This is a genomic window from Synechococcus sp. MIT S9503 (assembly GCF_047304175.1).
GTDB lineage: Bacteria > Cyanobacteriota > Cyanobacteriia > PCC-6307 > Cyanobiaceae > Synechococcus_C.
In genome coordinates this window covers 1,030,126-1,050,840 of the sequence record NZ_CP138955.1, presented here as the reverse complement: position 1 = coordinate 1,050,840, position 20,715 = coordinate 1,030,126, and the positions used below count along the sequence as shown (strand labels likewise).

Here is a 20,715-nt window from a genome sequence, read left to right as displayed (position 1 = left end):
TCTTCAGGCGGTGACCGGTTGCAGCATCGATGGAGACACCAGCTGGAAGCCGGCATCCTTGATCTTCTGGTTGGAAACGCGCGCGTTCATGCCGCGGTCGGTCGGGGAGCTGGTGTGATTCCAGAGCACCGGAGGCAGACCCTCCTGATCGCAGATCAGGGTGGAGAGCTCACGTCGGCTGAGCTGCATGTCGTCCACCAGGTTGTAGACGCCTGAAAGTCTCTGGTCACAGGCGAACTGCACGCCTCTGGCGATATCGACAAGGCTGCTCCATGCATTGATGGCATTGCCGTTCTTGGGCACCTGCTGACCTGCTGCCTCACGGATCATGCCCACCATGTCGCGCCCGGGACCGTAGATCCCGCCCAGTCTCAGAACGCAGATCGAGGTGTCGGGTCGATCGATGTCGAGCATCAGCTCCTCGGCTGTCGCCAGCATGCTGTTCACCGGTGAGCGGGTGTCGAGCGCTGCGCTCTCGTTCACCTCTTCTCCCCGCTGATCTCCGTACACACTCACGCTGCTGATGTAGGTGATGTGCAGCGGCTGAGTGCTGATGCGGCGGCGCAATGCGGCGGCCAGGCTGCGCATGCCGCGCTCGAACACATCGCCATAGGCTTCGTTCCGGCGGGTTGGGGCGACGCTGATCAGCAGCCCCTGCAGATCGCCGAGGAAAGACAGGTCCGGATCGGCATCGTTGATGTCCATCTGCCGCACGTCATCGATCAGCCGCTTCAGCTCGCGCACGTTCTCGGACGATCGGGTGGTGGCGGTGACGTTGTGGCCCGCTCGCTGCATGCGCATGGCCACTGCGGTGCCGACATATCCACAACCAATCACTCCGAATTCGTGGGCCATGTTTCCGAATCATGTCAACCCCTTTTAACGGATCTTGACCTGCTGTTGTTGCAGCGACGCCGACCGTCTGCCCTTTCCTCTGCAGCCCCGCCGTCGCTGAAGCCGCCATGATTGGTTCTGCTGATGGCGGTACGCAGCGGATGGATGACGAGAGGCAGATGCAGCTGGAACGCCTGCGCACCGTGCTGGAGGTGGCCAGGCGCAATGGCAATCAGCTGTTCATCGACAACATCGAACGCGAGATCGCAGCTCTCGAACGCGGCGACTGCTCCCCCATCGTGGAGGAATATCTCACCGACGAGGAGCGCGCTTGAGCTGCAGCAGCGTTTCGACCAACTTCGGCGCGCTGTGCGGGAGTGCGGCATTGATGGCGTTTGTTGTTCATCCCTGCTGGGCCGGTCTCGACAGCTACACGCCGCTTGACCGGGTCAACGGCTGGCTGATCGAAAGGAAGCAGGGAGCCGACGGCACACTGCGTTGCAGGGCTTTTCTGCCCTCAGGGGCGTCGTGGTTCAGCGGCAACATCCATCTCGATGCCGATGCCGAGCTTGTGGTGCCGGCGGGTCGCCGCTACGAGCAAAACAGGCAGGAGCTCGATGCGGTCAGGCAGGCCCTGGCCCGCTGCAGCCGCGACTACCTCTATCTGCCGAATTGAAGCGCGCGGATCGATTGATCACATGTCGCGCACCGGCACCACGGTCATGCCCACCGGCGCCAGGGCGATCAGGGCCAGCTTCATGTGCTGGATTCCGAAGGGGATGCCGATGATGGTGACGAAGCAGGCCAGCGCGGAGCTGAGATGGCCGATCGCCAGCCACCAGCCCGCCACCAGAAACCAGAGAACGTTGCCGATCAGCCCCAGGCTGCCGGTGCCCAGGTCTTCACGGCCCTGCAGATCCCGGCGGTTCACTGCCTCATGTCCGAAGGGCCATAGCGAGAAGCGCCCGATCACGAAACAGGAGCGTGCCCATGGCAGACCCACCACCGTGATCGCGCAGATCAGCCCGGCCAGCCACCAGCCCAGCGCCATCACCAGACCGCCGAGCACCACCCAGAGAATGTTGAGCAGGGAACTGACCATGGACGCCCGGCAATCGCGTTCTCTCCACACAATGACCCGGTCTCATGCCGTTGCCGGTGATCGTGTTCAATTGCACCAGTTCTTCAGATGTGATGACCGCTTCACAGGTGCAGCGCTTTCTTGAGCACCTGGGCCGGGATCCGCTGCTGCAGGTGAAGGTGCAGGCGGCGGTCACAGCCGATGAGGTGGCGCTGCTGGCCCAGGAGCTCGGTTATGCGGTTTCAGGCAGTGACCTGCTGATGCTGTCCGGCCGCAGCACGGCCGGGGTGCGTGTCACCCGCATTGACCATCCCGGCGAATATCCAGGCCGCTACTACTGACGTGGGCTTCGCTCGGATCCCGGCGGGGACGGTGCATTCGGGCACAGACAAGCCTGCGGGCATCTGTCAGCCTCACAGCAGTCAGAGGTTGTACGTGGCAGCCAGGTTTCTCAACAACGTCCGTGTGCGCTGCAAGCCAGGCTGTGAAGACAGCTTCATCGCTGTGACGGAGCAGTGGGTCAATCCCGACGGCATGTTCGATGCCTACTGGGCGAAGACCGGTCAGCGCAGCTACTGCTTCGTCGGTCTCTGGGAGAGCGAGGAGAAACTTGTGGCGGCGCGGCCTCTGATGATTGAACATCTCAATGCAGTGCGCGACTTCTTGGAGGAGCTGTCGACCGATCTGGGCGTGACCGATCCCGTCTCCGGCCCGGTTGTCACCCACAAGCCTTGAAACCGACCCGCGAGCAGAGGTGGAATCCGCTGATCGGCCTTGTGGTCAGCGCCACCATCGCCTGCCTGCTGATCATCACCATCGGGCCGAACCCGTTGCTCGTGGGTTATCTGCTGTTCACAGGATTGATCTGGTTGCTCCTTTCAACCGGCGTTGTGGACCAGTGATGAGTGATGACTCCGCCCTGCAGTAGCAGAGCCATTGATCCGGTGGTTCGTCAGATCCAACCTGGAATCGCAGCGGTTCTGCCCGGATTGATTCGTTAAGTCATTCAGACTTTCCGGGCAACTCGCCAAATCTGCGGCAACGTGGACTCACCCGACGCTGCATTCCGCAATACGCCGCCGGGTTCGTCACGTGCGATCGCCCACCTCTGAACGGTCGCGCCGTGATCATGGCTAGTCGCCATGCCTAGCCGTTGCATCACTTGCACTGCATCGCCCGACAAATGCACCGGCTGTGCATCAGTCGATGACGTAGTCCATCGGGTCTTCACCGTTGAAGCTGCTGCAAGGGGTCTGCGAGCGACCGCCCGGAAGCATCGTCTCCGGAATCAAACCGTTCCTGAACCCCTCGCAGAGTTCGGCTGGAGGTCTGCTGTCCACCCAGTCCTGGAAGTCAAAGTCGCTCCAAGCCAGCAGTTGTGCGAATAAAAGAACTTCCGGCATAAGGATCACTGCGTGGTTCCGGAATCCAGTCTGAGGGTTCAGATCTGCGCCTCCCGGCGAAGATTCGCGTATTTTTTTCCAGGCCAGAAGAGAAGCTTGAGGTTCGGATAAATCGACAGAATTCCCAGCGTAGTGATCAGCGACTTGACTTCCATGTAGGGGAACACCTCATATCCGGGCATGAGACTGCTCAGCACAGTGATGTAGAGCCAGTTCTTTTTCAACCTCGGACCCAGATCCCTCCAGCGCCTCCAGGCGATCGGCAGAAACAGCAGCACATTCAGAATTTCACCGAGAAGCCAAACCCGCACTGCATGCTCCGTTGCCCAAGCAGTGATGGCTGCGGAGATTTCCTCACTGGAGCTGTTGAAATATCCCCGAAAGGTCAGGGCCAGAACAACGAAGAAAACAAATCCTGCAATCAGTGATCTGATGATGGCGCCACCCCAGAAATCAAGCCGGCCCATCTCTCCTTCGTATGAAAAAAATGAAGGATTTTGTTCAGCCATATCGATCATTCTCTGATCGGTGAATGTTAACTGAACTGATGATCAGATGCCCATGCAGGGGGGGGCTCGCTTCAACCCTCTCAGCGCTGTTGTTGCGGCAGATCCGGCTTGAACCCGAGCTGGCTGAGCGGAACAGTTCCTCGTTGAAAAGAATGCTTTTCGGCTCTGCAGAGACCCGGTCTGCTTGCACCTCATGAATCTGCATCAACTCGGGAGTGCTGAGAGACAGTGCACCCATCACAGTGACAACTGAGCCGAGTAGGCCTGATTGAAACGACATGGCGAGAGAAGCAGTGGGGATGACTCCCGTCACCATCTGCGAGTTCCCGTTCTGAACCAATGATCTGATTCGGACTTGACCGTGATGTTGGTCACGACGAGATTTCCGGTTCTGCGTTCCAGGCTGAGGGATTGGTTGATCTCTGATGGCTAGGAATGAGAGATCTGATCCGATCGCCATGGTTGAAGTTCTGTTGATGGCTCAGCTGCTTGCCCAGGAATCCGGTTTTCAGCAATGGGTCGACAGCCGTGATCCTGAAGAGCTCTGTCAGATCTACAAAGACGGAATGATTCCCGACAACATGCTCCCCGGTGGACGTGCGGACAGTCCGTGCGGAGGTGGCGGCAGCGATAACCCCATGGATTACGTCATCGACTGAAAGAACCGGCTTGTGACCCTTTCCGCAGTCTCCGACCCGTGACTGTGCTGCGTCATCCTGGGTTCAATCCAGACGACCCTCGCCAGATGCCAACCCAACCGGCAACGACTGATCGCACTGAGCTTTACGGGCAAGCCAGAGGTTGGTTGATTGCCGCTGCTTCAGCAGACATTCTCAACCACTGTGCGCAGAAGGATCGTGGTCGTCTGCTGTCAACGGCGAACAACGATCTCCAGAACGGCGAGCTGTTCATCCCAGAACTCGATGAACAGACTGCACAACTTGCTGATGGCGTTGTGGAACAGGCCATTGCGACCCTGGCAATGCTGATTTCAAAGAACTGCGGAATCAATATTTCAAAAGAGGACAACTGAGCCCGAGATGATCAGCTTCTGAATGCCGCTTACTCAAATCTTTCCTGATCCGTCAGAGCCTGAATCAAGCAAGGCTGTGAACGCTCATGGTTCTGAGGCAAGTCGTCTCAGCATCAGGCGATGGGAGATCTGCAGAGAAGATGCCGAAGGCCTGCCCGGTGTGACAGCCAGGCAGGTTCACATCTTCAAGATCGAGCGCAGGATTGACCGCGATCGCCCTTTGCCCGACGACGCTCGTGAGCTTCTTCTGGAGCTGATCGAAAACCACAGACGAGACGCGAAGGCCGAGGCTGCTTCTGTTGCTGTGCGCATTGAGCAGGTGAAGAAGCGGGCGACCCCCGACCGTCTGAGGGCAATCGATGGTGCTGTTGAAGCTGGTCCGCAGAAGCTGAGTGTCGATGCCGCAAGCTGTTTTCTGCTGAACGCTCTGCACAGGATCGGGATCCAGCACCACAGCGAACTGGTTCCGAGCGTCTGGTCGGATCTTGAGAGCCTGATTCCTTACGCAGCTGTTTTTGACTTCCACACCAGCGGCGTGCCTGATGAAAACCTGACTCGTCGCTGCCTGTTCTGGGGTGCTGTCATCCGACTGGATTCACTGGATGGAGATCCCCCGCAGGACACCGATGAATTTCTCGCCTGGTGCGGTTTGGCCATGAACCGATCCGGGCAATCGCGAAGAACGGCTCAGTGGTGGTCGGATTTCACAGACAGGATGGCTGGCAGACCTGGGAATGAAGTGGATCGCCGCTTGCTGGATCTGCCCACAGAAGGCCTGCTCACGGCTCGGTTGATCAAAGCGGCCTACAAGCAAGCGGCCAGAAAATCCCATCCTGATCTGGGCGGCAGTGCTGAACGGATGATCCAGCTCAATCAGGCAAGGGATCGACTGCTGCAGGCGCTGGGGATGTGAACCAGGCCATGGCAGTGACCTCTGTCCTGTCTCGATCACCACTGCTGCAATGGCGGTGCTGTCATTGACAGGCGAATTCAATCCACCACTTCACAACCATGTCATCAGTTGGCCGTGCCCATTTGCCTCCGGCTTGTTTGAACATTTTTTCACCGCATTTGATGGCGGTGATTATCACGTAGTCTTTGTTCTCAATTGTCGGGTCGCCTTTGACGCGGACTTTCAAAACAATTTGATCATCCAGTTGTGTTTGCACCTGACCGAAATATGAGGTGCCATCAGCTGCTGAATTGATGAAGTCCCACTCTCCTGTCTTGAGCGCTTCTTGATTGCTCGCCATTGCCGGCACCGCAAGACTGAAGGCAACTGTAGCTAAAAGAGCACGCTTCATCGTCTTTGCAAGCACTGAATAACTGGTAGCCAGAAATGACTTGTTTGTCATGAGATCCGGCGGGTGATCAGTTTGATTGATTGTCTTTTGTCGACTCGATTCGCTTTTACTTCACTTAACTTTCCATCACACCTCAATCTGTTCCTGACTGCTGCAATTTATTGACAGGCGAACTGAATCCAGCTCCATCCAACAACGTCTTCAGCGACTTTCTTCCATTGACTCCTTTTCGCTTTCAGCATTTTCTCCTTGCATTTGACTCCTCTTGTCACAACATAGTCTTTATCGGCTTCATCTTTGCCGTTGACGACCAGAACCTTCAGCACAACCTGATTCCCCATCCTTGATAAAATCTGGCTGAAATAAGACGTTTCATCTTCAGCAGTTGTGATGTAATCCCAGTTTCCATTCCTGAGATTCTGAGCATTAACCACGGCTGGTGTTGCAAGTGCCAAGGCCAGAGCAGCGAAGAGAGCCAGCTTCATGTTCATCTGTGTTCTTATCTTTTAATAGCCGGTTTTCAAGTATTCGACATTGCCTGATCAGAACGTTCTCCTGCATTATTAACGCCTCATTCCACGTTGATGTCTGCACGTGGGTCACCGCTTCAGGGTCGGGGCCTTGATGTTCATGACCTGAATGCCTGATTTTGTCAGCCACTGATTGATCTGCCTTGAAGAGTCTGAGTTCAATGTCTGCAGAATTCTCTGTGCTGGGGTTAACGATCTGGAAGGATATGGGTCACAGGTCGGCATTGACCCAGTGAATCTCGCTGGAGCCCACATCAGCGATCTGAAAAAGGTTGTGGATCGTCGGATCACGTGCCCCATTCACCAATCCCGAGCATGAGTCTCGCCGGTGAGGAGGTCATGCCTCACGATCACCGTCATCCCTGGAGTCACGTCCAGAAAAGTGGTATTTACTACCGGTTCAAGCTGTCTGCTTCTTCGCCCAGCGGACCGCTCATCATGGTAGTGCGTTTGTATTGGCAGCGCTCGGGTTTGTTCGCCGTGCTCCAATCCAGGTATGTCTGTCAGCGCCTTCTGTTGTTCTGCGTGGTCAGATTTTCTGATCAGCCGAATTCGATCATGTTTCTCGACCGTGTCTGAGCCGATGTCTGTTCATGCTCACTGAGCTGTTGCTGCAACTGTCGCTCGCTGCAATTGCTGTTGTGGCCAATGCCCTTTCGGCGTTTGCCGGTGGTGGTGCCGGCCTTGTGCAGCTTCCGGCTCTGATTCTGCTGGGGCTTCCTTTCGCCTCGGCTCTGGCCACACACAAACTTGCCAGCGTTGCTCTCGGTTTCGGTGCTGCCGGTCGCCACTGGCGGGCCAGCAGTCTTGATCAAGGGTTGAGCCTGTTGGTGCTGTTGGCCGGTCTGCCTGGGGTGTGGATCGGAGCGAGCAGCGTGTTGGCTTTGCCGGATCAGATCGCAACAGCAGCTCTTGGTGTGCTCACGCTGTCTCTCGGCGTTTACTCCGCTCGTCGACCCGAACTTGGACAGACCGACCGGGTCGTGCACCACAATGTCATTCAAAAGCTGATCGGCGTTGCTTTGCTCTTCGCCATTGGCGTTTTGAACGGTTCGCTCGCCTCCGGTTCTGGACTGTTCGTCACGCTCTGGCTGGTGCGCTGGTTCGGCTTGAGTTATACGAGAGCCGTTGCCCACACTCTGATCCTGGTGGGCCTCTCCTGGAACGGCACCGGCGCTCTGGTGCTTGGCTTCAGCGGTGAAATCCGCTGGAGTTGGGTGCCGCCGTTGATCGTGGGTTCCTTGATCGGTGGATATCTGGGTGCTCACCTGTCAATTGAAAAAGGCAGCCGACTGGTGAAGCGTGCCTTTGAGGTCCTGGCCCTGCTGATGGGCGCGTCACTTCTGGTCCGCAGTCTCTGATTTGGTCCTCAGTTGGAAAGCCCAGGTTGTATTCAGGTTGGTATGGGGCGAGTGATGCTCTTCCTCGTCAGTCCACACCTGGGGTTGTTCTTTCAGAAACTCGCTGCTGCATCAGCTGTTTGTGAGTGGCATCCAGAGCTGAATCGATGTCGCTGTGATCCTCCAGGAATAAACGAAGGTAGCCACCGAATGTTGATGCGGCATATTGCTTGGCTTCAGAAGAATGAAAGTTGGATCGATATTTATTCAGAAATAGGTCATATGTTTTTTTAAACTTTGCTGCCAATTTCAAATCAGTGGAAACTTCCAGTCTGTAAGTTTCATAGCTTTTCAGGTCTCTTTCATGAATCGATAGTTCCGCCTGCCACTTTCCAAAAGGATCAAATGCAATGCTGCGATCCTCCGGAGTCGTGAGGCGATTGCTGAAAGCGTTCATGGTCTCCAACCTTCTTTCTGCAAGGTTGAGCCATAAGAGCTCAAGCTGCAATGCATTCCATACCGCCGGGTGATTCAAACCCCAGGCAGCATGCTTCGGCTGTGTGGATGTGGCACGACTCCTTGCGTTTGAACCAACTGCAAACGGCGCTTGCTGCTTCAAGAACGGATAAACAGCTTCAATCGCAGCCAGGACATTCGCTCCAATGGGGGATGGTGATTTCAAGCCATCTGATCGATGCTGAATCCAGACAGGAGAACGCCATGGAACCCATCACCGCCACCGTCGTCATCGTCGCTCTTGTGGCACTGGCTTGCTGAGCATCACCACATGGACTTACACCATGGTTTTAATTGTAGAAGTTTGCCAAGTATTCCTGGAAAGGAGACGATTTCATCAACTCGGTGATACCCAGTTCGCTCTGCCAATCGATGATCGATCTTTCCCAGCCGTCTTCCCAACGTGGGGAGAAAAGTTCAGGTACCTTTTGACCAACCGTAATACCGAAACCGATGCCATCCCAGATCAATCGACGCTCACACGGTTCGTAGGAACCACGCAGCATCCAAGAAGACAGAATTCCAATATCAATAGGGTTTGACCCAGTGCTCGCATAAAACGCCGATGCAGCAGCTTCACCTGCAACTGTGATTGGTAGGCCAAGAATTGTATGGTGAATTTCATGACAACGCACTGTCCTGCTTATAAAATAAGCCTTATTAGATTCTGGTTCAGGAAGTTCCGGTAAAGGCAGAAAGGAAATTCCCAGCTTCTTCATGCGTTGTTGTAATCACCATCCAAGACTCCCTCTGGGCATGGCCGCCATCTCTTCGAGATCTGGCCAGTTTTGTGGAGGTCGATTGTTTAGCACATCCTGAACCTTGGGAGAATTCAGGAATCTTTCAAAACAATCTTTTTGCAGAGTGGTTTCTGCTGTAATGCCAAAATATCGGCCATGTTTTAATACTTTATCTGGTTCCTTTGCAGTCTGCAGAATGGATACTGCAAGCTTTGCAGCACCCTCAGTGAATGATGAACGTACGTAGTGCTGTTTATCTGGCTTCATTGCATGGCATCGTCTTCGATAACGGTAGATTCAAGATCCTCAATCAACATCCCGCTTGCGGGGGAATAAGTCGCTGCGTTTACCCCCGTTCAGGGGGGCTTCGTCAGCAGGACTCTTGAATTGAACTTGCTCATCTCGGATATTGGCAACAGCTTCCACTGAGCATTATCAGAGGTCGCATGGTTGATCTGGTCATGCAGTGGCTGAACTAAACAGTTTTCACCAAGAGCAGCGCCAATTCTCCAGTTCCTCAATGACAGCGATCCCGCTCGCCATCACATGGCTCCATGTTGGGATGCCCCTTGGCACAAGCCTCAGAGCAGAAATGCTGCCCTCCAACTCTGATTGATCGTGATTCTTTAACTCTGCTTTTGCAAAGACTGGCTTTCGCTGCTGCCAGGTCTGCTTCAAGCCAGGGCTAAGACCTTTTTGCTTTCGTCATGCACGCTTGTTTCTACAACCGGTGGGAACAGCATGAACACAAGACAGGTGAGGATTTCATCAAGGCCGTCGTCATCCAGAGCCTGCCTGGCGGATTGTCCCGAGATCGACAGCCAGGCGCGGAGCGTTGAACCATCGCTGTGATCTACCCGAGTTATTTCACCTTGGGTGCTGTCGATGGTTTCAATGCCATGACGGTCTTCCAGGATCGCAACCACTCTCTCCAGCAAGTGTTGTCGGTTGAGTTCCGCCTCAGCCTCCAGTTCCACGAACAGGTCAGCACCTTCGGTTTCAAAGCGGACGTTGTAGAGCTTCGTGGTCATTCGTCGCTCCTGGTTGGATCCCTGTGAGGGCTGTGCATGCAGTATCGACAGAGACCATCTGTGCAGCAACGCAGCTGTCTGGTCAGCTCACATTTAGTTGCAGAAAAGCGTTATTCCACCTCAGCTATTTCGTTGCCATCAGCATTTCTTCAACCTGCAGCGTTGTGATCCTCTGTGAAACTCCGCTGTCTGCTCTGGATGAACCACTGGCAATAGGAGAGAATCAGCGTCTCTACCCGATCATCAGCGTTGGAAACCGACCGGATCAAGGTGGTGCGGGTTGTGCGTGACGACGGCGTTGAGGATGCGCTTACGCGTCGTCGTTTCGAGCATTACAACGAGGCCTATGACGAACTCGAACGTTTTTACGCAGATGTCTGCTGCTCTGATGAACGAGTTGAGTATTCAATAGTCACGGGCGAGATCACTGCTTAGGTTTCCTGAGACTTCCGCTGCAGCAGTTTGTTTCAGAATTTCGTGAGCCTCAGGTGTACTGAGCCCAAAAGAGCCGGCCGTGTCTGAATGACACTTTCGCGCTGCTGAGCCCCGGGTTAATGCGTTCAGTGTTTGTCTGAGACGATAAGCAGGGCGCTGGATAAAGCCAGCAGAAATCCGAGGGTAAGCACAAGACCGGACATGCTCTGTGAGGAATCTGCATCCACCGTGGCTCGATGAAGGACAAAGCGCATGAATGATGCGTTACTGAATACGACTCCTCTGCTGTTGGAATCTCCTCGATTTGTTCAACGATCTACCCAAGCTGATTGCCCTGACGCTGTTTCTTTCAGTTCTTATCATATCTGTCAATGCATAAGTATCTCAGGAATGCATCACCTAAGCCTGGTAATGAGCTGCATTCAGTTGTAATAATAAAACCAATTCGCTTCGTAACAGTTCCCTGAGGCAGGTGTGTGTAATGGTTGTCTTTATTCGTTCAGTGAGCTCTTTTCAGCAGACTAATTGTATGTCTTTGGTCGCAAAGATTGATTGTGAAAATCAGGATAGTCTTGACCGATGACTTATGTTCAATTTCAGCAAAAGGAGCTAAGGAAGGATAGTGGTGAAGCAAAAAAATTCTTCCTCAAATTGTTTCCGATCACTGCCCTGTCTCTAAAACGCTTTCCCCTCCTCTGCCAGCTGTCCTGTAGAACTCACAGAATTTCTGTGGGTTGCGATTCGATGGAGGCCGGTTGATTTGCCGATTACGCCAACTGCATCAACCATGACACTGAAATGATTGTCGTGCCGTCTGAGCCTTTTAATGATGCTGTTCCACTGATCCTCGCTGCTCTGGGTGAGTTGAAGTCGTCAGCACCATCGAGGGTATCTACGCATCGCTTTCTATTGGCGGCATCATCATTGATTGGCCACGAGTTTTTAAAAGCTGTGCCTTCATAAAATTCGATCATCTTTGACTTGTAATCATTCGCTTCTGAGCTGAAGCGTTTACTCAGGTAAATAATATTCTGATCCGCGTGGCATTAAGTGTGCTCACCTGTGTGATGGTGATGCGGATGATTCTGGCCAATGACCGTATTGTCTGCTTGTAACGCACGTACAGAATGATCGGTTTTTTCAGAGGATTCATGGTCCGTCTTTTCAATTCTGTTCTGTTGCTTTGCTTCGCTCTGAGTTTGCTGGTGACCTCTTGCTCCAATGCCGGTGTTCCGCTCAACGGCCCACCTGTTGTACAGGAAACCGTTTCGATGGAGCTCGGGGAAGCCGTCGAGTCTTCGACAGAATCCGTTTCGCTTGAAGCAGCAATCACCGGATCCGGTCTTTGATCCACTCTTCAGGCTCTGCCTACCAGTGCGGACAATCGTCTGAGTATCAATGTTGTGCAGGGCACAGCCTCATTGCAGCAAAACCCTAAGATCAGCAGAAATACTTAGGCCTCAACCCCACGCCAATGGTGTCCTACATCGTTCTTGCAGCAGTTGTCGGCCTTACGATTTTCCTGCGGGCAACCGGTGAGCTTGAAGCTGAGGACTGATCTCTCATGTTGTTGATCACGATTTCGCTGCTGACAGGTTTCACAGTGGTTGCTCTGGCTCTCTGAGTCTTTCCGGTATCGCCGTTTTGAGCGGCGGAACTTCTCTGTTGAGTGGTGTCTTTGCTTTCTCTGTCAGCGACAGGCTCTGTCGACCGGGAGTCGCCGTGCATTTTGCATTGCGTCTCGAAATTTCAGACCAGATCTAATCTTCAGTGCAGTTGTGGATTGTTTCCATGGGCCTGATTGGCTGGTTGCTGCAATGGCCTGTACGTGCTCTTGTGCTTCTGCTCGTTGCGGTATTGCCATTTGGCGTGGAACTCGCGGGCTTTCAGGCTGCTCTGGCATCTGCTGTGACGATCGGTCTGCTTGGCACGCTTCTGATCCTTCCTCTAAAAGTTGTCCTGGCGTTGCCATGGGCTGTTACCAGTCTTGGAGGATTGATCGCTCCTGTGAGCTGGCTGTTCGACTGGCTGATCACAGTGATTCTGTTTGGATTGGCAGCATCCTTGATTGATGGTTTTCGCCTGAGACACGGAATGCGAAGTGCTGTCTTCGGAGCAGTGGCCTACAGCGTGATCAGCACAGTTTTCATCCGTGTTCTCGGACTTGCTGATGTGGATGTCATTCGCGCTGCCGCCGCTGGTTGATCGCTCTGACACCAACCAGACAGAACACCTGGCAAGATAAGCAAATACACCTGGTTACACTCCTTTACAAAGCGTCTAAAATTCTTTACACAACTACACGTGGGCGCAGTGACCGATTATTCAGCAGCCATTTACGGCTTGATCGCCTTTGCATCAATCATCACGGCTGGGGTGGTGTATGTGTTGGCGCAGCCGACCGATCTCCCCTCAGTCAGGAAAGCAGAGGGTTGAGCCATGACATCCGCTTTGCTCCCCCTCGCTTACACCGTCGCCTGTGCGGTTGTCTTTCTTTCAGCCTTTCGGTGCATGGGCTTCGGTCTTAAGGCGAAGTCTCGCTCAGGGGACCGAACTGGCCTGAAAACAACTCACCCTGAACTGTTTGACGAAAACGGCTTGATCACCAGAGAGCAATTGCTTGTTGTTCATTTCGGTGGACTCGACGGCAATTCCCTTTTTGTTGAGCCTTGAATGGAAAATGATCTAATGGAAGTTCTCACAGCGATTGCAATCCTCCCTTTTGTTGCTGCTCTTGCAATTGGTGCACGCCAGGCAGAGCGTGATGATGAATAATTTTTAAAGTTGGCAATTTGTATGTTCACGATAAATCTGTTTCCTTGATAAGAGGCTTCCTGCAATGCTGACGCTTGCGTTCTGTGGAGTGCTCGCTCTACTCAATATCGGATTTATTATGTTCGTTCTTTTTGTCGATCAACTTTTTGTATGATTAATAAAATATTTTTTTCAAGAAGCTAATAAATTGTTTTATGAGGTGTTTAGCTGAAAATTTGGCTTGATATTGTTTGTATTTTTGATTGTGTTTGATATTGTTCGTGAAGTTTTTTGATACCGGTAGATCGCTAAAAAAAATTGAGTTGCCAGTGTCAGGATTACAGTGCTTTCTGTATAACTGAGAGCTGTTGAACAGAAAAGTGTTTTTCGATTAAATCGGCTCAGTCAAGCAAACCGTATTGTGAGAACAGAAGCGTGAATGGTCACGTCTGGTTCGTAATCACCTTCAGGTTTTTGAAGATCAGAACATAACTGCAATGGTATATGACCGGCCTGAATTTTTGAGGTGGTTAAGAGCTTTTGGCTAAGTGTGGAGTTCAGTTTTGTTGTTCAGTAAAGAGGGCAGGACATGGTTGTACCTCTTGCAACAGACATGCCGTTCAATTTCGATAACCCAATCGCCTGAAAGCTCTTGAACCAGCGCTCAACCGCTTCACGCTCTTCTTCGTTGCAGCGATCAAGAATTTCTCTTTGCAGAACTTGGCGAACTTCTGGGTCCATTGCAAAACTTTGTGCCAACAGATTCTGGCGATTTCCCTTTTGAAGGGTCGTCGGCTTGATTACTGATGGATGTTCAAAATGCTGCTGTGGCCTTGGTTTTGAGCATTTTTACTCAGTTTGAAATCCCGGCTCAATCTGCAGAAAACGCCTCAAAGTTTTTCTCTGAGCTGTTCTGTTGTGAGGCTGTTCAAATGGCTCAGATAGGCTTGCTGCATCATTTCGGCAGGCTTGATGCCGATCTGCTGACAATAGGCGCGATATTTCGCGAAGACCTGATCAATCAATGTCTCCTTCTCTGTCATTAGCTCATCCTTCAGTGCTGAACACCATATTGATGCTTTGCGATGAAGCAATCCAAAAAGAAACCCCCGCCTAAGGCAGGGGTTCTGAAAGATCAACGAGGTGTGTCCTTGTTTCCACCACGTGAGCTTTTCTCCTCACTCAGATAATTTAGCGATTCGACTGGCACAGTGCCACTTGTTGACATGCCGGTCTATTGAATGGCACAGAGGAGCTGCTAGAACTTGTTCAGTTGGTTCTCCTCACAGAGATTCCAACTCCTCACACCCACTGAAGGTCCTTCGGGCCTTTTTTTTTGCCACCGAGTCGATCATCTCAAGGCTCCTCATCCTGTCTCGCACACCATCAATGGTGTCGCGCAACAAAAAAGCCTGCCACTGGGGCAGGCCGGGTGATGGGGTCTCCAAAGTTAGGTCGCAGAACCGCTACATGCAGGGTTTTGGGCTTAAGTGTTTCAAGACTGTTAATAGTTCATTGAAAGCTGAAGGGCAGCTTTAGTAACTCCATATGTAAGGTTGAAGCACTACTATTGCTTGCAAGTACCACAAGATGTGGTGCAATCGGCCGGGTGATGGGGATCGCTTGGCTTGAGGGGGAACCGCTCCAGACTTGGGGCGGTTCTTTTTTTTGCACCAGCTGGCTTCACCAGGATCATTGATGAGGGCAATGGATTGAGCGGCCGACGGAGCTTTCTGCTGAACTGTCACCCGAAGTCTTATTCCAGCCGGCAAGTCATCCTTCAGGCAGTGCGTTTGTCATCTTTGAGCCAGATGTTTCGCCTGCTGTCCGGCAGGCGCACAACCGATCTCTCGTAGCGACTGCGGCAGCTTTGCCTGATCAGGTGTTCCTCCGCCTCCTGCAGAAGAAGTGTCAGTCTCTGGTCCGACATCACTGAGATATAAAGGGCTCTGTCATTGAGAAGCAGCTCGATTCGTTGTCAAGACATACGTTTCTGACATTTTTGTTAATTCCTCAGAGCCGATCAAGGAATCTTTGCTGCGACTGTTTTTTCGCTTAAATGTTACGCAATCTTTACAACGTGAAGTGAATTTTACATGGTATTGAGATGCGAATCTTTGCTTCTGTGTGTTGATATTTACTCTGTTCAGAGATCAGAATGTTGATAAGCAGGAGTAGGTATGGCTCGACGACGCGTCCTTCCAGGTTCTGAAGCGAGATCCACCCAGAAACTTTATGAGTTGCTGATTGGAACCGGAGTCGGCATCGCTTTCCTCGGTATGGCCACAACCTGTTACCTGGCTCTGTCAGAGGCGGCTACGGCACCTTTTGATGCCTGGATTGCCGGTAAGACTTTTTTCTAGGGTGCAATGATTTGAGTTTGATTGGTTCTGGATATTCACCAACAGGAATAATTTAGATGGTTAACGTTTCATTGATTGCATTGATTGTGCTGTCGTAGACCAAATGATGCAAAGCTGCATCTCTATGGCTTATCCAAGTCGCATCTGCCTCACCTCGAGAGGATCCACCATCGATGCTCTGGGTGGTGGTCAGTACAAAGTCTGCGATCAGAGTCAGAGCTGCACAGTGAAAGAAGGACTCTGGGCTGCTTATGAATCGCTGCGTGAGCTTGAGCAGAGACGTGTTCGCTGAATCAGTGGTCGGCTTCAAGTCGCCTGAACTGTTCAGAGATCGGGGCGATCAGGGCTTTTGACTCCTCCTCGCTCAGATTCAGGTTTTTGGCCGCACTTTCGATCAACGCCTCAAGGGCTCGCCTTTTGTTGTTGTCAGTCATCTCTGTTTTGTAGCGACTCTTTCCTGTTTCTGTAAAATTTCCACTGTTGATGGATTGCGCTAGAAACAGCATTGAGGGTGTGAAGCTGCGCTCACACGACTTTCTCAACCAGTTCATAACGCAGGTTGTGATCTTCTCCAAGTTGGATCAGGAATGCAACCTCGGATTGCGATGAGAGCAGATGGCATGTCTGTTCCTCCTGATCCTTTCCGTAGCAGAAAGTATCGAAATCAGATGGATCCCTATCTGATATGAACACGTCGCCGTTTCTGAGAACAAATTTTGTCATCGTCATGCCGCTGTGCTGATTTGATAGCCAGAGGTCGCTGCTGAGTCAGCTCTTTCCTCTGACCAGGTGGGGATCTTCTGACAGCTTCTGCCAGGGCGTCTCGGTCATCCGCTGCTTTGATCGATCAGTGTTCATGTGCGGAGGGTTTCTGGCCCGAACAGGCCAGGCAGCCCCCATTGATGCGATAGGGGGCGAGATGCCCCCGCAGGCAGTGGGTGCCGCGAAAAAACAGCACCTTACCCTGCTCTCTGGCATGGGCATCCGTGAGTGGCAGTCGAAGCCAGCTGTCCGGCACTCTCCCTTTCAGAGCCATGCGTTGACGCTCTGCCTCTGCCCGTCTCTTTCGCTCCTCACGATCATTCTTAGCGCAGACACCTTCAATCTGTAGTTCTTTTGAGCAGACCAGACAGGCTGTGACTACTGGTTTTCTGCGGTTCAGATTGGTTGAAAGCTTGTCTCCAGCCACTTCTCGCTCGCGGCCACAGCTGCAACGACACCACCAGTAGGCATTACCGCTTTTTGTACGTCGATCTGAAGCACGAATGACTGTCAGCTTTCCGTAGATCTCGCCAATCCGATTGCGAGGTTTTGATGGTATTTCAGCCTCCACATGACTTTGATCCAGCCGGTTGAGTGGTGTCTAATCCCTAGTTTTCGTCTTTCGTCAGGTCAACTCCGATTTCCTTCATGGCGTTGACGGTTTCGTTGACCGACGGAACAACCGCCACCCGTCTTTTGAGCTTGTCGAGAGGCTGCAACAACCATTTCCACATCGCTGGTCTTTCTGGTTTTGTCTGTGGCTCCAAGGTTTCTGATCATTCTCCTGAAAATTTAGCGCTTTATTCCTGCACGATTGTTAACGATGTACAGCTTTTCTCGAACTTTGATTCTGAAACCCTGAAAGTTTCAACGTGTGGTTGAGCCTGCGCATATCTTTTGTGCATTGATTGAGAAGTTAAGTTTCTGAGTTGATTCTGTTGACTTCCTGTGAGATATCTTCTTCGGTGATTGGTTTCTCTGGAAAATTAAACGCCCATGCCTGATAGATCAAGGCCAACCCCCAGAACACGATTGACCAGATTGGCCAGAAGTCGCCACGTCCTGAAAGGGCCCATATGATCACTAAGGTGACATTAGTAATCGCATAAATTTTCAGTTGTTTTTGCAACCCTCTGCGATGTTTGAGATTTGCCAGGGCTTTTTCTCTGAGATTTTCGCCGCTCATCACTGATTGTCCTTGTCAAAATAGCTTTTCCTTCATAGCAAAGGTGCTTCCTTCCGGCATTTCGCAGCCTCTCGCTGTTGAACCATGTTCCCCGAAGACTCAACCCCTGATTTGATCAACCACATTCGTCTTTGCATTGAGAAGGCGTCCAACAATCCGGGTTGTTTCCCCTTCGCCAACGTTGAGTTCTGTAAGTTCCTGGAATTTTTTTAAGAACAGTTGATCAACTTCCTCGCAAAACTGATCATAAAAGGCTGACAGTGCCTTCCTCTTGTCTTCGCCGTAGAGTCTTTCCATTCTTCTGATTCACTGATGAATCTTTAATTGTATCAAAAGTTAGTCTCCGCGAGGGTAACTACTCTTCTGTTCAAGTTGAAACTCATCAAAGAGTGCTGATGCTGCCAGTGGTTTTTTCATGGCAATCAGCTGCTCAATGCGCTTTGACCACCATTTCTCCAAGCGATCAATATCTTCACCCGACCAGACAAATGTTGGCAGCATCTGTTTCAGCTCCTTTGGATCGTGAATGAATCTGTTGAATCGATGACCTTCATCAGACAGTGCAATGATTTTAATAATTCCTCGGCTCTGATTTTTTTGAGTTGCCAATTCGGTCTTCATGAATAATCTCCCAAGTCCCATCAGGATGGGTGACTAGGAAATATTCCTCGGATATTCGTTTAAAAAAATCATTCCTCATATTTTTAATGTAAGTTGCCGTGTTGCCGTTGCGGTGTGATGGTTGATACTGCCAGCAGAATTAATGTCGCTTTTTGTGCTCTGATCTGCTACCCAAATTCATCTGTTGGATTCACCTGTGTGCGACGCAAGCGAGGGCTGAATTCTGTTATCCGCTTTGCTACAGCACTTCGGTTACTCGTGGCACCTGATGTGGTCGCATTCAATTCGTGAACGCTGTTTTGCCCCGCGCATGCTGATGCTCACGGTTGCCCTGGTGCAATCGGATTGGTTCGACTCCGGTGGGTTCTCTTCCGTTTCGGATCAGGCAGGTTGGGCTGGTGATGACTAGGGATGGTTTCACCAGCACAACTCGTTGTGAATCTGATGAACCCCAGCGATCCATCCCCCCTCCGAATTGACTTTTGTCAGGTGTAGGATTGTCATAAATTTTGCCTGTCTTAACGTCATGAGTGAACAAAAGTCGAAACAACTCTCATCTGACTTGTGTTTGCTTGTTCTACGCCTGGCTGCAGGCGTTCTCATGATTCACCATGGGCTTGAGAAATTGCAGGACCCGTCAGGATTTACTACTTTCATTGTTGATCAATATTTTCCATTTCTGCCGTTCGATCACATACTCTGGACATATCTCGCTGCATACACACAGATTATTGGTTCCGTTGCAATTATTTTTGGAATCGCTACGAGACCGGCCGTCGTTGGTTTGTTGTCAACCATGATTTTTGCAATGGTCTTCCATTTCTTCGATACCGGCTTGCAGGGTGCACCTTTTGCAGTTGTTGAGGCGCACAACTATGAATTTGAAACGTCGGCTCTTTATTTCTTCATCTATCTGGTGATCACGATTGCGGGCTCAGGAGCTCTGAGCTTCTCATCCCTCTACAAAGACCGTTTTCCACAGGCGATCAAGGCCTGGGTCTGACTGTTCAGAGCACAGATCGCTCACGAGGTTCGGCTTTTTCTTTCAGGTGTGGTGAATCGCTCAAACATCCACGGTTGGATGCTGAGTATTTCTACCTTGGTGACGCCCACCTGCGCGGAAGGCCCTCCATCCGGGAGGGCTTTTTACTGGGCTTCAGCCAGCATCTGGTCAATGGCGCGACGAGCTGCTGCGTCAGCTGCTTTGAGGGATGGATACTCCCTGCCCAGCTGTTTGAGATGCCCCTTTGGAGAGCCGAGCACGAGATATCCAGGACCGCCCGTCATCTCCTTGATGATGTAGGCCATTCCCTTGTGCTCGTATCGACCCTGGAGCATCTGACAGTCGGTGCTGATTGATCCTCATTTAGCAGTTTTATGCTTCTTCGCCTGTCTCATATGACTCCAGGCGGATCGCCCTGATCGACTGCCACAGCTGGCCTGGTTGCTCAAGAAGGCTTGAGACAGGCTGGATGAGTGAGATTAAAAATTTCACAATTGTTTGAGCAAAGCAAAAAGTATTTTTATAACTCAGAGATCGATTTGTAAAAAGAGTTGTGCAATTACTCCCTTGCACAGCATCTTGAACATTCAGTTCTTTTGATAGTTATTTACTGCTGATTCGGTCCAGGATGTTTGCTTCGATCCAACGCCTTGTCTGGGCTCTCTCTTTCTTCATGGGGGCCGGGGTCTCGAGTGCTCTGAGGTCAATATCACTTTTGTAAACCGATGGAATGTACGAGTCGTTCATAAGTCTTCTGATTAGAGTGTTTTTGATGTATTGATCTCTGATTATTGTAATAGCAACGGTTATAACGAAAGCGGGAGGGATTGTTGCGATTAAGATGCTTGAGGCGTCCGCTCCTTTTGCAAATTTCGGCAGAATGTAGATGATATTGAGGATTAGCAGAAAAAAGAAATAGATTTTGTCGTTGAGCACTCCTGCTTCCAGTCGCTGAGCGATCGACTTGACTGTGGGCAGGGTGAGTTTCATTTAACTGGTCATATTTTTAACAAGCTAATTTGTTCTCAGGATTGTTGTTGCAAAAAACATCACATTCATCTTGAACATCGAGTTTCGCTGCGACTTTTCTGCTTACGTTCATTTCGCTTTCGCCGCTTTTGGGGCTTGTCTGCTGCTGCCGATGCTGGTGATGTCTTGCGGCGTATTTCTCTCCAGGCTGAAGATTGCGTCATCCATATCAGAATCGATTCATGCACGAGTGATCACAGTGCTTCCGTCGACCGTCTGATCTGCCCATCACAACCCCCGC

At 51.6% G+C, this 20,715-nt stretch carries 38 protein-coding genes; 17 read left to right on the top strand and 21 right to left on the bottom strand.

The genetic code is table 11. The features are described from left to right. Window positions 1-3: 3 nt before the first annotated feature. On the bottom strand, window positions 4-855 hold the full coding sequence (locus SIB56_RS05855; protein ID WP_413326348.1) for an NAD-dependent epimerase/dehydratase family protein: 852 nt from the start codon (window positions 853-855) through the stop codon (window positions 4-6). A gap of 107 nt (window positions 856-962) precedes the next feature. Between SIB56_RS05855 and SIB56_RS05850 the strand changes: the two genes are divergently transcribed. Next, window positions 963-1,169 (top strand): hypothetical protein, encoded by a 207-nt coding sequence (locus SIB56_RS05850; protein ID WP_413326345.1) that lies wholly within the window; start codon window positions 963-965, stop codon window positions 1,167-1,169. Continuing rightward, window positions 1,166-1,510, top strand: a complete 345-nt coding sequence (locus tag SIB56_RS05845) for a hypothetical protein (protein ID WP_413326342.1) — start codon at window positions 1,166-1,168, stop codon at window positions 1,508-1,510. Before SIB56_RS05850 ends, SIB56_RS05845 begins: the two co-directional genes overlap by 4 nt. 18 nt (window positions 1,511-1,528) lie before the next feature. Here SIB56_RS05845 and SIB56_RS05840 read toward each other — a convergent pair whose 3' ends face one another. Further along, window positions 1,529-1,936, bottom strand: coding sequence for a YccF domain-containing protein (locus SIB56_RS05840; protein ID WP_413326340.1), 408 nt, complete (start codon window positions 1,934-1,936; stop codon window positions 1,529-1,531). Between the two features lie 92 nt (window positions 1,937-2,028). Here SIB56_RS05840 and SIB56_RS05835 point away from each other — a divergent pair, with 92 nt between their 5' ends. Genes SIB56_RS05835 through SIB56_RS05825 form a run of 3 tightly spaced genes read left to right on the top strand, consistent with a single transcriptional unit; the run spans window position 2,029 to window position 2,817 of the window. Beyond that, entirely contained in the window at window positions 2,029-2,256 is a 228-nt protein-coding gene (locus SIB56_RS05835) for a Nif11-like leader peptide family natural product precursor (protein WP_413326338.1), read from the top strand. Between the two features lie 31 nt (window positions 2,257-2,287). Continuing rightward, window positions 2,288-2,650, top strand: a complete 363-nt coding sequence (locus tag SIB56_RS05830) for a hypothetical protein (protein ID WP_413326336.1) — start codon at window positions 2,288-2,290, stop codon at window positions 2,648-2,650. Beyond that, entirely contained in the window at window positions 2,647-2,817 is a 171-nt protein-coding gene (locus tag SIB56_RS05825) for a hypothetical protein (protein ID WP_413326334.1), read from the top strand. Before SIB56_RS05830 ends, SIB56_RS05825 begins: the two co-directional genes overlap by 4 nt. A 297-nt stretch (window positions 2,818-3,114) precedes the next feature. Here SIB56_RS05825 and SIB56_RS05820 read toward each other — a convergent pair whose 3' ends face one another. The 3 genes from SIB56_RS05820 to SIB56_RS05810 are packed head-to-tail and all read right to left on the bottom strand — an operon-like array spanning window position 3,115 to window position 4,107. After that, a complete protein-coding gene (locus SIB56_RS05820) occupies window positions 3,115-3,318 on the bottom strand; it encodes a hypothetical protein (RefSeq protein ID WP_413326331.1) in 204 nt (67 codons plus the stop codon). A gap of 38 nt (window positions 3,319-3,356) precedes the next feature. Then, window positions 3,357-3,827 carry a DUF805 domain-containing protein gene (locus tag SIB56_RS05815; RefSeq protein WP_413326329.1) on the bottom strand — a complete coding sequence of 157 codons (471 nt, stop codon included), beginning with the start codon at window positions 3,825-3,827 and terminating at the stop codon, window positions 3,357-3,359. After that, a complete protein-coding gene (locus tag SIB56_RS05810) occupies window positions 3,820-4,107 on the bottom strand; it encodes a hypothetical protein (RefSeq protein WP_413326327.1) in 288 nt (95 codons plus the stop codon). Before SIB56_RS05810 ends, SIB56_RS05815 begins: the two co-directional genes overlap by 8 nt. A 178-nt stretch (window positions 4,108-4,285) precedes the next feature. Between SIB56_RS05810 and SIB56_RS05805 the strand changes: the two genes are divergently transcribed. The 3 genes from SIB56_RS05805 to SIB56_RS05795 all read left to right on the top strand — a co-directional run bounded on the left by SIB56_RS05805 (window position 4,286) and on the right by SIB56_RS05795 (window position 5,773). After that, window positions 4,286-4,486, top strand: a complete 201-nt coding sequence (locus tag SIB56_RS05805) for a hypothetical protein (protein WP_413326325.1) — start codon at window positions 4,286-4,288, stop codon at window positions 4,484-4,486. Window positions 4,487-4,572: 86 nt separating this feature from the next. After that, window positions 4,573-4,860, top strand: a complete 288-nt coding sequence (locus tag SIB56_RS05800) for a hypothetical protein (protein WP_413326323.1) — start codon at window positions 4,573-4,575, stop codon at window positions 4,858-4,860. A gap of 22 nt (window positions 4,861-4,882) precedes the next feature. Continuing rightward, a complete protein-coding gene (locus SIB56_RS05795; protein ID WP_413326321.1) occupies window positions 4,883-5,773 on the top strand; it encodes a hypothetical protein in 891 nt (296 codons plus the stop codon). 61 nt (window positions 5,774-5,834) lie between these two features. On the opposite strand, the gene SIB56_RS05790 is transcribed toward SIB56_RS05795, so the two are convergent. The 3 genes from SIB56_RS05790 to SIB56_RS05780 form a co-directional block, all read right to left on the bottom strand. Beyond that, window positions 5,835-6,215 carry a hypothetical protein gene (locus SIB56_RS05790; protein WP_413326320.1) on the bottom strand — a complete coding sequence of 127 codons (381 nt, stop codon included), beginning with the start codon at window positions 6,213-6,215 and terminating at the stop codon, window positions 5,835-5,837. A 107-nt stretch (window positions 6,216-6,322) separates the two neighbouring features. After that, window positions 6,323-6,649 (bottom strand): hypothetical protein, encoded by a 327-nt coding sequence (locus SIB56_RS05785; RefSeq protein WP_413326318.1) that lies wholly within the window; start codon window positions 6,647-6,649, stop codon window positions 6,323-6,325. Window positions 6,650-6,905: 256 nt separating this feature from the next. Beyond that, complete coding sequence (locus SIB56_RS05780) at window positions 6,906-6,998, bottom strand: DUF3104 domain-containing protein (protein WP_413327166.1); 93 nt, start codon at window positions 6,996-6,998, stop codon at window positions 6,906-6,908. Window positions 6,999-7,287: 289 nt separating this feature from the next. On the opposite strand from SIB56_RS05780, the gene SIB56_RS05775 reads away from it, so the two are divergent. Then, window positions 7,288-8,055: a sulfite exporter TauE/SafE family protein gene (locus tag SIB56_RS05775; RefSeq protein ID WP_413326315.1), complete on the top strand. Its 768-nt coding sequence runs from the start codon at window positions 7,288-7,290 to the stop codon at window positions 8,053-8,055. Window positions 8,056-8,122: 67 nt separating this feature from the next. Here the strand turns inward: SIB56_RS05775 and SIB56_RS05770 are convergent, their stop codons facing one another. From SIB56_RS05770 to SIB56_RS05750, 5 genes are all read right to left on the bottom strand, one after another. Beyond that, a complete protein-coding gene (locus SIB56_RS05770; protein WP_413326313.1) occupies window positions 8,123-8,716 on the bottom strand; it encodes a hypothetical protein in 594 nt (197 codons plus the stop codon). A 124-nt stretch (window positions 8,717-8,840) separates the two neighbouring features. Then, window positions 8,841-9,269 (bottom strand): Coq4 family protein, encoded by a 429-nt coding sequence (locus tag SIB56_RS05765; protein ID WP_413326311.1) that lies wholly within the window; start codon window positions 9,267-9,269, stop codon window positions 8,841-8,843. Between the two features lie 12 nt (window positions 9,270-9,281). Then, the gene (locus SIB56_RS05760) at window positions 9,282-9,557 is read right to left on the bottom strand and encodes a hypothetical protein (protein WP_413326309.1); all 276 of its coding nucleotides are present in this window, start codon (window positions 9,555-9,557) and stop codon (window positions 9,282-9,284) included. A gap of 250 nt (window positions 9,558-9,807) precedes the next feature. Next, a complete protein-coding gene (locus tag SIB56_RS05755) occupies window positions 9,808-9,957 on the bottom strand; it encodes a conjugal transfer protein TrbI (protein WP_413327163.1) in 150 nt (49 codons plus the stop codon). A 7-nt stretch (window positions 9,958-9,964) separates the two neighbouring features. Further along, the gene (locus SIB56_RS05750; RefSeq protein ID WP_413326307.1) at window positions 9,965-10,321 is read right to left on the bottom strand and encodes a hypothetical protein; all 357 of its coding nucleotides are present in this window, start codon (window positions 10,319-10,321) and stop codon (window positions 9,965-9,967) included. Between the two features lie 249 nt (window positions 10,322-10,570). Between SIB56_RS05750 and SIB56_RS05745 the strand changes: the two genes are divergently transcribed. The 4 genes from SIB56_RS05745 (at window position 10,571) to SIB56_RS05730 (ending at window position 13,429) form a co-directional block, all read left to right on the top strand. Next, entirely contained in the window at window positions 10,571-10,756 is a 186-nt protein-coding gene (locus tag SIB56_RS05745; protein ID WP_413326305.1) for a hypothetical protein, read from the top strand. A gap of 1,151 nt (window positions 10,757-11,907) precedes the next feature. Beyond that, on the top strand, window positions 11,908-12,105 hold the full coding sequence (locus SIB56_RS05740; protein ID WP_413326303.1) for a hypothetical protein: 198 nt from the start codon (window positions 11,908-11,910) through the stop codon (window positions 12,103-12,105). A 442-nt stretch (window positions 12,106-12,547) separates the two neighbouring features. Continuing rightward, window positions 12,548-12,961, top strand: coding sequence for a phage holin family protein (locus tag SIB56_RS05735; protein WP_413326301.1), 414 nt, complete (start codon window positions 12,548-12,550; stop codon window positions 12,959-12,961). A 234-nt stretch (window positions 12,962-13,195) separates the two neighbouring features. After that, window positions 13,196-13,429, top strand: coding sequence for a DUF2973 domain-containing protein (locus SIB56_RS05730; protein WP_413326299.1), 234 nt, complete (start codon window positions 13,196-13,198; stop codon window positions 13,427-13,429). 651 nt (window positions 13,430-14,080) lie between these two features. On the opposite strand, the gene SIB56_RS05725 is transcribed toward SIB56_RS05730, so the two are convergent. Next, entirely contained in the window at window positions 14,081-14,269 is a 189-nt protein-coding gene (locus tag SIB56_RS05725; protein WP_413326297.1) for a hypothetical protein, read from the bottom strand. A 47-nt stretch (window positions 14,270-14,316) separates the two neighbouring features. Here SIB56_RS05725 and SIB56_RS05720 point away from each other — a divergent pair, with 47 nt between their 5' ends. Beyond that, a complete protein-coding gene (locus SIB56_RS05720; RefSeq protein WP_413326295.1) occupies window positions 14,317-14,556 on the top strand; it encodes a hypothetical protein in 240 nt (79 codons plus the stop codon). Window positions 14,557-15,290: 734 nt separating this feature from the next. On the opposite strand, the gene SIB56_RS05715 is transcribed toward SIB56_RS05720, so the two are convergent. Beyond that, window positions 15,291-15,440: a hypothetical protein gene (locus SIB56_RS05715; RefSeq protein WP_413326293.1), complete on the bottom strand. Its 150-nt coding sequence runs from the start codon at window positions 15,438-15,440 to the stop codon at window positions 15,291-15,293. Window positions 15,441-15,997: 557 nt separating this feature from the next. On the opposite strand from SIB56_RS05715, the gene SIB56_RS05710 reads away from it, so the two are divergent. Beyond that, window positions 15,998-16,165 (top strand): hypothetical protein, encoded by a 168-nt coding sequence (locus tag SIB56_RS05710; RefSeq protein WP_413326291.1) that lies wholly within the window; start codon window positions 15,998-16,000, stop codon window positions 16,163-16,165. A 1-nt stretch (window position 16,166) separates the two neighbouring features. On the opposite strand, the gene SIB56_RS05705 is transcribed toward SIB56_RS05710, so the two are convergent. Beyond that, window positions 16,167-16,307, bottom strand: coding sequence for a hypothetical protein (locus SIB56_RS05705; RefSeq protein WP_413326289.1), 141 nt, complete (start codon window positions 16,305-16,307; stop codon window positions 16,167-16,169). A gap of 413 nt (window positions 16,308-16,720) precedes the next feature. Then, entirely contained in the window at window positions 16,721-17,194 is a 474-nt protein-coding gene (locus SIB56_RS05700; protein ID WP_413327161.1) for an early protein (E6), read from the bottom strand. Between the two features lie 89 nt (window positions 17,195-17,283). Between SIB56_RS05700 and SIB56_RS05695 the strand changes: the two genes are divergently transcribed. Continuing rightward, on the top strand, window positions 17,284-17,517 hold the full coding sequence (locus SIB56_RS05695; RefSeq protein ID WP_413326287.1) for a hypothetical protein: 234 nt from the start codon (window positions 17,284-17,286) through the stop codon (window positions 17,515-17,517). Window positions 17,518-17,551: 34 nt separating this feature from the next. Here the strand turns inward: SIB56_RS05695 and SIB56_RS05690 are convergent, their stop codons facing one another. The 3 genes from SIB56_RS05690 to SIB56_RS05680 all read right to left on the bottom strand — a co-directional run bounded on the left by SIB56_RS05690 (window position 17,552) and on the right by SIB56_RS05680 (window position 18,442). After that, a complete protein-coding gene (locus tag SIB56_RS05690; protein ID WP_413326285.1) occupies window positions 17,552-17,821 on the bottom strand; it encodes a 2TM domain-containing protein in 270 nt (89 codons plus the stop codon). A 99-nt stretch (window positions 17,822-17,920) separates the two neighbouring features. Further along, window positions 17,921-18,118, bottom strand: coding sequence for a hypothetical protein (locus SIB56_RS05685; RefSeq protein WP_413326283.1), 198 nt, complete (start codon window positions 18,116-18,118; stop codon window positions 17,921-17,923). Between the two features lie 39 nt (window positions 18,119-18,157). Beyond that, window positions 18,158-18,442 (bottom strand): hypothetical protein, encoded by a 285-nt coding sequence (locus SIB56_RS05680; RefSeq protein ID WP_413326281.1) that lies wholly within the window; start codon window positions 18,440-18,442, stop codon window positions 18,158-18,160. Between the two features lie 526 nt (window positions 18,443-18,968). Between SIB56_RS05680 and SIB56_RS05675 the strand changes: the two genes are divergently transcribed. After that, window positions 18,969-19,445, top strand: coding sequence for a DoxX family protein (locus tag SIB56_RS05675; protein WP_413326279.1), 477 nt, complete (start codon window positions 18,969-18,971; stop codon window positions 19,443-19,445). Between the two features lie 143 nt (window positions 19,446-19,588). Here SIB56_RS05675 and SIB56_RS05670 read toward each other — a convergent pair whose 3' ends face one another. Further along, window positions 19,589-19,780, bottom strand: coding sequence for a hypothetical protein (locus SIB56_RS05670; RefSeq protein WP_413326277.1), 192 nt, complete (start codon window positions 19,778-19,780; stop codon window positions 19,589-19,591). Window positions 19,781-20,715: the final 935 nt, after the last annotated feature.

Coding starts and splice junctions, on each gene's coding strand:
- SIB56_RS05680 (WP_413326281.1), bottom strand. CDS start 18,442: ATGAAGACCGAATTGGCAACTCAAAAAAATCAGAGCCGAGGAATTATT.
- SIB56_RS05750 (WP_413326307.1), bottom strand. CDS start 10,321: ATGACCACGAAGCTCTACAACGTCCGCTTTGAAACCGAAGGTGCTGAC.
- SIB56_RS05695 (WP_413326287.1), top strand. CDS start 17,284: ATGGCGTTGACGGTTTCGTTGACCGACGGAACAACCGCCACCCGTCTT.
- SIB56_RS05715 (WP_413326293.1), bottom strand. CDS start 15,440: ATGTCGGACCAGAGACTGACACTTCTTCTGCAGGAGGCGGAGGAACAC.
- SIB56_RS05840 (WP_413326340.1), bottom strand. CDS start 1,936: ATGGTCAGTTCCCTGCTCAACATTCTCTGGGTGGTGCTCGGCGGTCTG.
- SIB56_RS05675 (WP_413326279.1), top strand. CDS start 18,969: ATGAGTGAACAAAAGTCGAAACAACTCTCATCTGACTTGTGTTTGCTT.
- SIB56_RS05795 (WP_413326321.1), top strand. CDS start 4,883: ATGCCGCTTACTCAAATCTTTCCTGATCCGTCAGAGCCTGAATCAAGC.
- SIB56_RS05790 (WP_413326320.1), bottom strand. CDS start 6,215: ATGACAAACAAGTCATTTCTGGCTACCAGTTATTCAGTGCTTGCAAAG.
- SIB56_RS05765 (WP_413326311.1), bottom strand. CDS start 9,269: ATGAAGAAGCTGGGAATTTCCTTTCTGCCTTTACCGGAACTTCCTGAA.
- SIB56_RS05785 (WP_413326318.1), bottom strand. CDS start 6,649: ATGAAGCTGGCTCTCTTCGCTGCTCTGGCCTTGGCACTTGCAACACCA.
- SIB56_RS05730 (WP_413326299.1), top strand. CDS start 13,196: ATGACATCCGCTTTGCTCCCCCTCGCTTACACCGTCGCCTGTGCGGTT.
- SIB56_RS05740 (WP_413326303.1), top strand. CDS start 11,908: ATGGTCCGTCTTTTCAATTCTGTTCTGTTGCTTTGCTTCGCTCTGAGT.
- SIB56_RS05705 (WP_413326289.1), bottom strand. CDS start 16,307: ATGACTGACAACAACAAAAGGCGAGCCCTTGAGGCGTTGATCGAAAGT.
- SIB56_RS05670 (WP_413326277.1), bottom strand. CDS start 19,780: ATGCTCCAGGGTCGATACGAGCACAAGGGAATGGCCTACATCATCAAG.
- SIB56_RS05800 (WP_413326323.1), top strand. CDS start 4,573: ATGCCAACCCAACCGGCAACGACTGATCGCACTGAGCTTTACGGGCAA.
- SIB56_RS05760 (WP_413326309.1), bottom strand. CDS start 9,557: ATGAAGCCAGATAAACAGCACTACGTACGTTCATCATTCACTGAGGGT.
- SIB56_RS05820 (WP_413326331.1), bottom strand. CDS start 3,318: ATGCCGGAAGTTCTTTTATTCGCACAACTGCTGGCTTGGAGCGACTTT.
- SIB56_RS05810 (WP_413326327.1), bottom strand. CDS start 4,107: ATGTCGTTTCAATCAGGCCTACTCGGCTCAGTTGTCACTGTGATGGGT.
- SIB56_RS05850 (WP_413326345.1), top strand. CDS start 963: ATGATTGGTTCTGCTGATGGCGGTACGCAGCGGATGGATGACGAGAGG.
- SIB56_RS05805 (WP_413326325.1), top strand. CDS start 4,286: ATGGTTGAAGTTCTGTTGATGGCTCAGCTGCTTGCCCAGGAATCCGGT.
- SIB56_RS05690 (WP_413326285.1), bottom strand. CDS start 17,821: ATGAGCGGCGAAAATCTCAGAGAAAAAGCCCTGGCAAATCTCAAACAT.
- SIB56_RS05735 (WP_413326301.1), top strand. CDS start 12,548: ATGGGCCTGATTGGCTGGTTGCTGCAATGGCCTGTACGTGCTCTTGTG.
- SIB56_RS05710 (WP_413326291.1), top strand. CDS start 15,998: ATGGCTTATCCAAGTCGCATCTGCCTCACCTCGAGAGGATCCACCATC.
- SIB56_RS05775 (WP_413326315.1), top strand. CDS start 7,288: ATGCTCACTGAGCTGTTGCTGCAACTGTCGCTCGCTGCAATTGCTGTT.
- SIB56_RS05685 (WP_413326283.1), bottom strand. CDS start 18,118: ATGGAAAGACTCTACGGCGAAGACAAGAGGAAGGCACTGTCAGCCTTT.
- SIB56_RS05720 (WP_413326295.1), top strand. CDS start 14,317: ATGGATGTTCAAAATGCTGCTGTGGCCTTGGTTTTGAGCATTTTTACT.
- SIB56_RS05815 (WP_413326329.1), bottom strand. CDS start 3,827: ATGGCTGAACAAAATCCTTCATTTTTTTCATACGAAGGAGAGATGGGC.
- SIB56_RS05835 (WP_413326338.1), top strand. CDS start 2,029: ATGACCGCTTCACAGGTGCAGCGCTTTCTTGAGCACCTGGGCCGGGAT.
- SIB56_RS05855 (WP_413326348.1), bottom strand. CDS start 855: ATGGCCCACGAATTCGGAGTGATTGGTTGTGGATATGTCGGCACCGCA.